The sequence below is a fragment of the Microvirga sp. P5_D2 genome (genome assembly GCF_054049475.1).
The window spans coordinates 1-912 of record NZ_JBFUMH010000387.1 but is presented as its reverse complement, the minus strand read 5'-3'; the positions used below and the strand labels follow the sequence as shown (position 1 = coordinate 912).

Sequence of the window (912 nt, the reverse complement as noted above, 5' to 3'; positions counted from 1 at the left end):
AGAGTCCGTCCCGTAAATCATGAGCATCGACCCAAGCGGCGGATGAGGAGCATGACGGAAGCGGCGTAGAGGAACGCTCGGGCTGACGTGAGTGTCGCCTCAGGATCCTTCCAGAGCCTGCGATTGCGACTAATCCAGGCGAAGAATCTTTCAACAACCCAGCGGCGTGGGTGTACCGCAAAGCCGACTTGATCAGGCGGCTTTCTGACGATCTCGATTCGGATCGAAGTGGCCTGGGCCGGGGTCTCGCCAGCATAGCCGCTGTCGGCAAACGCGGTGGCGATGAACGGGAACGCGCGCCGCGACAGGCGCAGAACCACACAGGCCCCATCCCGGTCCTGCACGTCAGCCGGCTGTGGCTCCAGGATCAGACCGCGCCCATCGGTGTCGACCATCACCTGGCGCTTGCGGCCTTTGACCTTCTTGCCCGCATCATAGCCTCGCGGTCCGCCGCTCTCGGTGGTCTTCACGCTCTGGCTGTCGAGCACGGCCGCGGTGGGCGAGGCTTCCCGTCCGACCCGCTCGCGATCGGCCATGACCAGCAGGTGGTTGATGGTCTCAAACAGGCCGGTATCGCGCCAGAAGCTGAACCAGCGAAAGACGGTGCTCTTGGGCGGCAGGTCGGAGGGCAAGAGCCGCCAGGCGATCCCGCCGCGCAGCACGTAGAAGATGCCGTTGAGGATCTCGCGCCAAGACCAGCGCCGAGGTCGCCCGCGGGTGCGGGGCTCGGGCAGAAGCGGCTCAATCAGCGCCCATTCGGCATCGGTCAAATCGGTTTCGTATCGCAAGCCGTCGCGGCTATACTGCCGCCGAGTGGTCGGGGTCCACATCGCGGGCTTCCAAGTTAGGCTTCAGCACCCTCTTGGAATCACGGCTACCCTGACCACTCAACCCCTTTTCGGGACGGGCTCT

The 912-nt window shown here is 64.4% G+C and carries 1 protein-coding gene; it reads right to left on the bottom strand.

Going from position 1 to position 912, the window contains the following annotated elements:
* Nucleotides 1-17 precede the first annotated feature (17 nt).
* Nucleotides 18-830: an IS5 family transposase gene (locus ACXJKO_RS31860; protein ID WP_457094991.1), complete on the bottom strand. Its 813-nt coding sequence runs from the start codon at nucleotides 828-830 to the stop codon at nucleotides 18-20.
* Nucleotides 831-912: the final 82 nt, after the last annotated feature.

Excerpts from the sequence above, each read along its gene's own strand:
- ACXJKO_RS31860 (WP_457094991.1), bottom strand. The coding sequence starts at position 830 with ATGTGGACCCCGACCACTCGGCGGCAGTATAGCCGCGACGGCTTGCGA.